At 66.7% G+C, this 9,010-nt stretch carries 6 protein-coding genes; all 6 read right to left on the bottom strand.

What is annotated here, in order from left to right:
- Positions 1-195 precede the first annotated feature (195 nt).
- A complete protein-coding gene (locus AC1VXD_RS19240; protein WP_482993396.1) occupies positions 196-468 on the bottom strand; it encodes a hypothetical protein in 273 nt (90 codons plus the stop codon).
- A gap of 146 nt (positions 469-614) precedes the next feature.
- Complete coding sequence (gene lpdA, locus AC1VXD_RS19235) at positions 615-2,051, bottom strand: dihydrolipoyl dehydrogenase (protein WP_482993395.1); 1,437 nt, start codon at positions 2,049-2,051, stop codon at positions 615-617.
- A gap of 63 nt (positions 2,052-2,114) precedes the next feature.
- The gene (sucB, locus tag AC1VXD_RS19230) at positions 2,115-3,317 is read right to left on the bottom strand and encodes a dihydrolipoyllysine-residue succinyltransferase (RefSeq protein ID WP_313144895.1); all 1,203 of its coding nucleotides are present in this window, start codon (positions 3,315-3,317) and stop codon (positions 2,115-2,117) included.
- Between the two features lie 40 nt (positions 3,318-3,357).
- Positions 3,358-6,189 (bottom strand): 2-oxoglutarate dehydrogenase E1 component, encoded by a 2,832-nt coding sequence (locus tag AC1VXD_RS19225; RefSeq protein ID WP_482993394.1) that lies wholly within the window; start codon positions 6,187-6,189, stop codon positions 3,358-3,360.
- Positions 6,190-6,375: 186 nt separating this feature from the next.
- A complete protein-coding gene (locus AC1VXD_RS19220; RefSeq protein ID WP_482993393.1) occupies positions 6,376-7,278 on the bottom strand; it encodes a GNAT family N-acetyltransferase in 903 nt (300 codons plus the stop codon).
- 3 nt (positions 7,279-7,281) lie between these two features.
- Entirely contained in the window at positions 7,282-8,697 is a 1,416-nt protein-coding gene (locus AC1VXD_RS19215) for a ribosomal protein uL16 3-hydroxylase (protein ID WP_482993392.1), read from the bottom strand.
- Positions 8,698-9,010 lie beyond the last annotated feature (313 nt).

The following is a 9,010-nucleotide window of genomic DNA, read 5'->3' as shown; positions in this document are numbered from 1 at the left end:
CCGCCCCGCGGGGGGTGTATCGCCGCCTCGGCCTGCGCCCGTCTGTTTCCCGCCAGCTTGGTTGGGTTGTTTTATATCCCTCCCCCCCGTATTGGGGCGGCGCCTCTACAGCGGTGCCGGCACGACCTGCTGCTGGCCATCGCTGTACATCATCATGATTTTCTCGCCGCGGCAGGGCAGCACGACCACCGGCCGTCACGGATCGTCCTTGGGCGAGGTGGCCTTGGCCGTCACAGTACAGCCGCTGTCCTTGATGCCGCAGCGGCGGATGGCGACCTGCAGTGTGCAATCGGCGGAGTGGTAATCGACGCCGGGGGAGTGGAACAGGGTTTCGCCCGGGGTGCTGTAGCGGATCCGGATCTGGTTTGCGCCGCGCGGGCTCACTTCGACCGGCTGCACCGAGGCCCTGCGGTAATCGCCTTCCAGTGGTTCGGCTGCGCAGGCCAGCAGCGGAACCAGGGTTGCCATCAACATCACCCTGGGGTGCGCGACGTGCGGGCGAGGAGAGTCGAGCGCACGTGGCGCTGATGCAGGCAACAAAAAACCCCGCCGAAGCGGGGTTTTTCGTCTGCAGGCGAGTGCCGGCCAACGGTCGGCACCTGCCATGATGCAGATCAGTTCGCCTTGTGGATGGCGCGCTTGCTGACCGCCATCGCCGCGTCGTGGACCACTTCCGACAGCGACGGGTGGGCGTGGCAGATGCGGGCCAGGTCATCGGCCGAGCCACTGAACTCCATGGTCAGCACACCTTCGTGCACCAGCTCGGAGACATTGGCGCCGACCAGGTGCATGCCGAGGATGCGATCGGTCTCGGCGTGGGCCAGGATCTTCACGAAGCCTGCCGGTTCGATCATCGCCACGGCACGGCCGTTGGCGGCGAACGGGAAGCTGCCGGCCTTGTACGGAATGCCCTCGGCCTTCAGCTGCGCTTCGGTCTTGCCGACCCAGGCCAGTTCCGGCTCGGTGTAGATGACCCACGGAATGGTATCGAAGTTGACGTGGCCCGGCAGGCCGGCGATCAGTTCGGCAACCGCGATGCCTTCCTCAAAGCCCTTGTGCGCCAGCATCGGGCCGCGCACGCAGTCGCCGACCGCCCACACGCCGTCGACGCCGGTGTGGCAGTGCGCGTCGACTTCGATCTGGCCACGCTCGTTGACCTTGACGCCGGTGCCTTCGGCCAGCAGGCCCTTGGTGGCGGCGCGACGGCCGACGGCCACCAGCAGCTTGTCCACGGTCAGAGTCTTCTCGCCTTCGCTGTCGGTGTAGGTGACAACGACTTCCTTCTTCTTGCCCTTGCCGGTGATCTCGGTCTTGGAGACCTTGGCGCCGAGGCGGATGTCCAGGCCCTGCTTCTTGAATTCCTTGGCAGCGGTCTTGGCCACTTCGGCATCGGCCACGGCCAGGAACTCCGGCAGTGCTTCCAGGATGGTGACTTCAGCGCCGAGGCGCTTCCACACGCTGCCCAGTTCCAGGCCGATGACGCCGGCGCCGATCACGGCCAGGCGGTTCGGCACTTCGGTGAAGTCCAGGCCGCCGACGTTGTCGACGATGGTGTCGCCGTCGAACTTGGCGAACGGCAGTTCGATCGAATCCGAACCGGCGGCGATGATGACGTTGGTGCCCTTCAGCTCGACCTCCGAACCGTCGTGCTGCTTCACCTTGACCACGTTGCCCGGCTGCAGTTCACCGAAACCGTAGTAGGTGGCGACCTTGTTGGCCTTGAACAGCATGGCGATGCCGCCGGTGAACTGCTTGACGATCTTGTCCTTGCGGCCAACCATCGCTTCGACGTCGATCTTGGCATCCTTGAAGCTGATGCCGTGGTCGCCAAAGATGTGGCCCATGTTCCAGAACTGGCGCGAGGAATCCAGCAGCGCCTTGGACGGGATGCAGCCCACGCGCAGGCAGGTGCCGCCCAGGGCCGGCTTGCCGTCCTTGCCCAGCGCTGCGTCGATGCAGGCGGTCTTCAGGCCCAGCTGTGCCGCGCGGATGGCAGCGTGGTAACCGGCCGGGCCGGCACCGATGACGACGACGTCGAATTGTTCAGCCATTGAAATAGTCCTTGTTGCTATACCAGAACCCCTCCGCGCAGGCGCGGAGGGGCGGGAGGTCTCTTACAGGCCGAACAGCATGCGGCCCGGGTTTTCCAGCTGGTTCTTGATGTCCACCAGGAACTGCACCGAATCCTTGCCATCGATGATGCGATGGTCGTAGGACAGGGCCAGATACATCATCGGCGCGATCACGACCTGGCCGTTCTGGGCGATCGGACGCTCCTTGATGGCGTGCATGCCTAGGATGGCGCTCTGCGGCGGGTTGATGATCGGGGTCGACAGCAGCGAACCGAAGGTGCCGCCGTTGGTCACGGTAAAGGTGCCGCCCTGCAGTTCGTCCAGGCCCAGCTTGCCGTCACGCGCCTTCTTGGCGTAGTCGGCGATGGTCTTTTCGATATCGGCGAACGACATGCGCTCGACGTTGCGCAGGACCGGCGTGACCAGGCCCTTCTCGGTGGACACGGCGATCGAGATGTCCGAGTAGCCGTGGTAGATGATGTCGTCGCCGTCGATCGAGGCGTTGACCAGCGGGAAGCGCTGCAGGGCGTTGGCAGCGGCCTTCACGAAGAAGCTCATGAAGCCCAGCTTGATGCCGTGTGCCTTGACGAACTCGTCCTGCAGTTCCTTGCGCGCCGCCGACACCTTGGACAGGTCGACTTCGTTGAAGGTGGTCAGCATGGCGGTGGAGTTCTTCGACTCCATCAGGCGCTCGGCGATGCGCTTGCGGATGCGGGTCATCGGCACGCGTTCTTCCGGACGTGCGCCACCGGCCTTGCCGGCGCCGCCGTTGCGGGCGAAGTTGACGATGTCTTCCTTGGTGACCGCACCGCGGCGGCCGGTGCCGTCGACGTCGGACGGGTTCACGCCTTCGGTGATGGCGGTGAAGCGGGCGCCCGGCGGCAGCGCGTCGGCGGCCGACTTCGCAGCCGGGGCCGGAGCGGCGGCGGCGGCCGGCGCAGCAGCGGCCGGCGCAGCGGCGGCAGCCGGAGCGGCTTCAGCGGCCGGAGCCGGGGCAGCAGCCACGGCGCCTTCTTCGATGATCGCCACGACCTGGCTGGAGGTCACGGTGTCGCCTTCCTTGAACTTGATCTCCTTGATCACGCCGTCGACCGGCGACGGCACTTCCAGGACGACCTTGTCGGTTTCCAGGTCAAGCAGGTTTTCGTCGCGCTTGACGGCGTCGCCCACCTTCTTGTGCCAGGTGGCGATGGTGCCGTCGGCGACGGATTCGGGCAGTACCGGGGCTTTGACTTCGGTGGCCATTGCGGGAGCTTCCTGGTTTGTCTTCTAAATAGGGGAGGAATTATTCAGCGAACGTGTCGTTGAACGGGTTGACCAGTGCATCGGCGACCAGCTGCTGCTGTTCGCGGACGTGGTCAGCCATGTGACCGGCAGCCGGCGAAGCCGAACGTGCGCGACCGGCGTAGTGCAGGTTCTGGCCATCGGCCAGGCAGAACTGCAGGTGGTGGCGGATCTGGTACCACGCACCCTGGTTCTGCGGTTCTTCCTGCGTCCACACCACGTCGGTGGCCTTGCCGTACTTCTTCAGTTCGGCGGCCAGCAGCGCACGCGGGAACGGGTACAGCTGTTCCACGCGGATGATCGCCACGTCGTCCTGGCCACGCTTGGTCTGGTCTTCCAGCAGGTCGTAGTAGACCTTGCCCGAGCACAGCACCACGCGCTTGACCTTCCTGGCATCGGCATTGGCGTCGCCGATCAGGTGCTGGAACTCGCCGTTTGCCAGCTCGTCCAGGGTCGACACGGCCAGCTTGTGGCGCAGCAGCGACTTGGGCGACATCACCACCAGCGGCTTGCGGGTGGTCAGGTGCTGCTGGCGGCGCAGCATGTGGAAGGCCTGTGCCGGGGTGGACGGAACCACGACCAGCATGTTTTCCAGCGCGCACAGCTGCAGGAAGCGCTCCAGGCGCGCCGAGCTGTGTTCCGGACCCTGGCCTTCATAGCCGTGCGGCAGCAGCAGGGTCAGGCCCGAGATGCGGCCCCACTTGGCTTCGCCGGCAGCGATGAACTGGTCGATCACCACCTGGGCGCCGTTGGCGAAGTCGCCGAACTGGCCTTCCCAGATGCACAGGGTGTTGGGATCGGTGGTCGAGAAACCGTACTCATAGGCCATCACGGCTTCTTCGCTCAGCAGCGAATCGATGATGGTGGCCTTCTCCGGCGAATCCACCAGCTGCCGCAGCGGCAGGTAGTAGTTGTCGGTCTTCTGGTCGTGCAGGATCGCGTGGCGGTGGGTGAAGGTGCCGCGGCCAACGTCCTGGCCGACCAGGCGCAGGGCATTGCCCTCGTCCAGCAGGGTGGCGTAGGCCAGGTTCTCGGCAAAGCCCCAGTCGCCCGGGATCTCGCCGGCGGCCATCTTGCGGCGGTCGTCGTAGACCTTCGACACGCGCGAGTGCAGCTGCACTTCTTCCGGCACGGTATTGATCAGCTTGGCCAGCTCGACCAGCTTGTCCTTGTCCACCTTGGTGGAGATCTCATCGGACAGCTTGCCTTCCAGCAGCTTCGGCCAATCGACGAACAGCGGGCTGGTCGGCGGGGTCTTCTCGACCTTGGCCAGTTCGGTGGTCACTTCGCCACCGTCCAGCTTGTCGCGGTACGCATCGACCATCGCCTTGCCGGCGCCGGCGGCGATCACGCCTGCCTTTTCCAGCTGCTCGGCGTACAGCTCGCGGGTGGTCGGGTGCTTGCGGATCACCTGGTACATCAGCGGCTGGGTGATCGCCGGTTCGTCGGCCTCGTTGTGGCCCCAACGGCGGTAGCACATCAGGTCGATGACCACGTCCTTGGCGAACTTCTGGCGGAATTCGAAGGCCAGCTGCGCGGCGAACACGACCGCTTCCGGATCATCACCGTTCACGTGCAGCACCGGGGCGGCGATCATCTTCGCCACGTCGGTGGCATAGCGCGTGGAACGCGTATCCAGCGGGTTGGAGGTGGTGAAGCCGACCTGGTTGTTGACCACGATGTGCACGGTGCCGCCGACGGCGAAGCCGCGGGCCTGCGACATCTGGAACAGCTCCATGACCACGCCCTGGCCGGAGAAGGCCGCGTCGCCGTGGATGAGGATCGGCATGACCTGCTTGCGGGCGGTGTCCTTGCGGCGCTCCTGGCGCGAACGCACGGAACCGGCAACGACTGGGTCGGCGATTTCCAGGTGCGACGGGTTGAACGCCAGCGCCAGGTGCACCGGGCCACCGTCGGTGGCCACGTCGGCCGAGAAGCCCATGTGGTACTTCACGTCACCGGCCGAGGCGTGCTCGTCGTGCTCGAACTTGCCTTCGAACTCGTCGAACAGCTTGCGCGGGTTCTTGCCGAGGGTGTTGACCAGCACGTTCAGGCGGCCACGGTGGGCCATGCCGATGACCACGTCCTTGACGCCATCCTTGCCGGCGCTGCGGATGATGGTGTCCATCATCGGGATCAGCGAGTCGCCGCCTTCCAGCGAGAAGCGCTTCTGGCCGACGTACTTGGTGTGCAGGTAACGCTCGAGGCCTTCGGCGGCGGTCAGGCGCTCCAGCGTGCGGCGCTGGGTGTCAGCGTCCAGCTGGTAGTTGCCACCGGCCAGTTCCAGCTTCTTGTAGATCCACTGGCGCTGCTCGACTTCGGCGATGTGCATGAACTCTGCACCGATCGAGCCGGTGTAGGTTGCCTTCAGGCGTGCCAGCAGGTCACGCAGCTTCATGCGCGGCTGGCCGCCGACGCCGCCGGTGCTGAACTCGCTGTTGAGATCGCCGTCGGACAGGCTGTGGAACGGCAGGCCCAGGTCCGGCGTGTTGACCGGCGTGGTCAGGCCCAGCGGGTCCAGGCGCGCATCGAGGTGGCCGCGCGAACGGTAGGCAGTGATCAGACGACCGACATTGCGCTCACGCTCGTCGCCTGCACCCGTACCGGTGCCGGCTTTCAGCGCATCCTTGGCCGCGTCCGCGATGTGGGAGATGACGGCCGAGTGCGGAATGTCGCCTGCTTCGCGGCCCTTGAAGCCGTCGAAGTAGGTTTTCCATTTGGGATCGACACTATCCGGGGAGACCAGGTACTGCTCGTACAGGTCCTCGACATAGGAGGCGTTGCCGCCGGCGAGTTGCGAAGATTGCGCAAACTGCTTCAGTTGATTGTCCACGATGGAGGGTGCTGATTCGCTTTGTGGGGTATGGCTTCAGAAGGACCCTGCAGGAAAATGAATAGCCCTGCACGGGCGCGTTCAAACGGCCAAATTGTACCCCCATCCGGACACGAAGGGGCACCGCCAGCGGCAATGCGCGTCCCCCGGTGTCGCTCCCAGACAGGTTTGTCCGGGACAGCGCGCTCAGATGCCGAGCGCGCGCAGTTCGCTGCAATCGCGCGAACGGTCCCAGACGCGCTGCAATTGCTGCTCGAACGGCTGCGAACGTGCCGGCAGTGCGATTCCGGCTTCGCCGTCCAGGCGATGGCCGATAAGACGAAAGTAGAAGTCACCCGCGTCATTGACCAGGCAGGCCGAGGCCAGCGCGCGATCGATCGGATCGCTGACCTCGCGGAACTGGATCACGCTGGGCAGGCGCTGGGCCAGGGCCAGCAGCGGTGCGCCGGCAGCCGCAATCGCGGCCGCATCGTGCACGATCACCCGCAGCTGCTTGTCGTGACGGGCGGTGACGAAGCGGCGCAGGGCCGCCTGAACCGGCGGCGCATCCAGCAGGCCGGGGTCGAGCTGGCGGCTGTGCAGCCACAGCTGGCGGCGGGCGCGGTGGAGGATGGCCGTGGTGATGGCCACCGCCTCGGCGCGGCTGTCGATGGCACTGGCCACGCCCAGCCGGCGGCGCATCTGCAGGTGGCCGATGCCGGCCTCCTCGAACACCTCGCCTTCGGGCAGGAAGCCCTGGCGGGCGTAGAAATCACGCGCCGGCAGCTGCGCGTGCAGGTGCACCTCGGCCAGGCCGAGCTGGCGGCCGGCCTGCACCAGCGCCTCCAGCAGGGCCTCGCCGACGCCCTGGTTGCGCAGGCTGGCCAGCACCGCCATGCGGCCGATGCGGCCATCGGGGGCCAGGCGGCCGGTGCCGACCGGCTGGCCGTCGGCGTCAAACGCCAGCACGTGGGCACAGACCGGGTCCAGCGCATCACGCTCCAGTTCGGCGGCGATGCCCTGTTCCTGCACGAACACCTGCTGCCGCACGTCATGGATGGCGACGTGGGCGTCGGCGTGGCTGACCTGCTGGACCCGGATCGTGGCCATGGCTCAGGCGCGACCGGCGTCGCTGTCTTCTTCGTCGTGGTCTTCGAAGTTGACGATGACCTCGATACCGTCGTCGTGGACGGTCACGGTGTGCACGTCGTCGGAGACCACCTCGTCGTCGAGTTCGGCTACCTGATCGTGGCCCTCGACCACTTCGCCCAGCACCGCGGCGTCCCCGCCTTCATCCTCATCCTCGGCGTCAAACACCTCGTTCGGATCGATCAGCTGGAACACGCCGCCGACCAGCAGCTGCTGCAGCACCGCGCGGCCCTTGTCGGACAGGCCACGGTAGGCCGCCGCGTCGAGCTGCTCGGCACCGGCCAGGCGCTGCGCGTCCTTCACCGGCAGGGCGAAATCCTGGCCGCTGACATACAGGCTGGCGCCGCGCTTGGCCCGGCGCCAGGCCAGGCGTGCCCACGGGTGGCGCTGCAGCAGCAGGCCCGATGCCAGGGCGTGGACCACTTCTTCCGGGGCCGGAGCGGCCTGGTGGGCCATCACTTCGCCCGCCGCGCGGTAGGTGGTGATGAAGCGGCCGAACCAGTCACCCAGCTTGTCCGGGTCGTTCATGCGGATGGCGTTGAGCGCGGTGATCACCCGCGCCATCGCCACCGTATCGATTTCGTTCGGATCGGCCGGCACCTTCAGGTCGGGGTCCTGGTAGCGGATGTTCTCGTCGGCATCGGCGATGAGCGTGTCCAGGTAATCGCTGATCAGCTCGGCCGAGGCCGGCGCGCGCATGCCGAAGGAGAAGGTCAGGCAGGGATCCTCGGCCACGCCGTGGTGCGGCACGTTCGGCGGCAGATACAGCATGTCGCCCGGTGCCAGCACCCAGTCGTGGGTGGGCTTGAAGACCTGCAGCAGCTTCAGTTCCACGTCCGGGCGGAAGGCCAGCGGCGGGCGCTTGCCCTTGATCGATTCGCTGGCGTCGATCTGCCAGCGGCGGTGGCCGTGGGCCTGCAGCAGGAACACGTCGTACTGGTCGACGTGGGCGCCTACCGAGCCACCGGTGGCGGCGAAGCTGATCATCACGTCATCCATGCGCCAGCGCGGCAGGAAGTTGAAGTGCTCGATCAGCGCGCGCACGTCCGGGTCCCACTTGTCGACGTCCTGCACCAGCAGGGTCCAGTCGCGGTCGGGCAGGGCGGGGAACACGTCTTCCTGGAACGGGCCGCTGCGCACGCGCCAGCCGTCCTGGGCCTTGTCGTGCTGGATCAGGCGCGCCAGCACGCCCTCCTCGCAGGCCAGCCCGGCCAGGTCTTCCGGCTGCACCGGGGTCTGGAAATCAGGGAAGGCGTTGCGGATCAGCAGCGGGCACTTCTGCCAGAAGTCGCGCAGGAAGGTGGCCGGGGCCATGCCCAGCGGCTTGCCGGGGCGGGCGGTGACTTCGATGAGGGGGGCGGTGGACTTGCGGGCGGCCATGGGGGATTCCTTGCAGCGGAAAGCGGGAGGGGCGGCGTGGCGGGCCGCCTTAGATCTCCATTGTCCGCCGTTCGCGGGGATTGCGCACGTGCGCGGGTTTGTCGCGGGGGGATCCGGCCAACGGCGCAGCCCCTCGTGGCGGTGTTTTGGTGGGGTCGACTGTTAGTCGACCGGCTTCATGCGCTGGGCCGGGTGGGGTGGGTTCGCGGGACACGCCGTAAACCCGTCCCTGGTGGCTCCATGGCGCCAACCCAGGCCCCCACCGTCCCGCGACCCCCCCCCCCCCCCCCCCCCACAAAAAAAAGACCCGCCC

It is taken from the genome of Stenotrophomonas sp. STEN054 (assembly GCF_056854535.1).
This window is presented reverse-complemented; position numbering and strand designations above follow the sequence as displayed.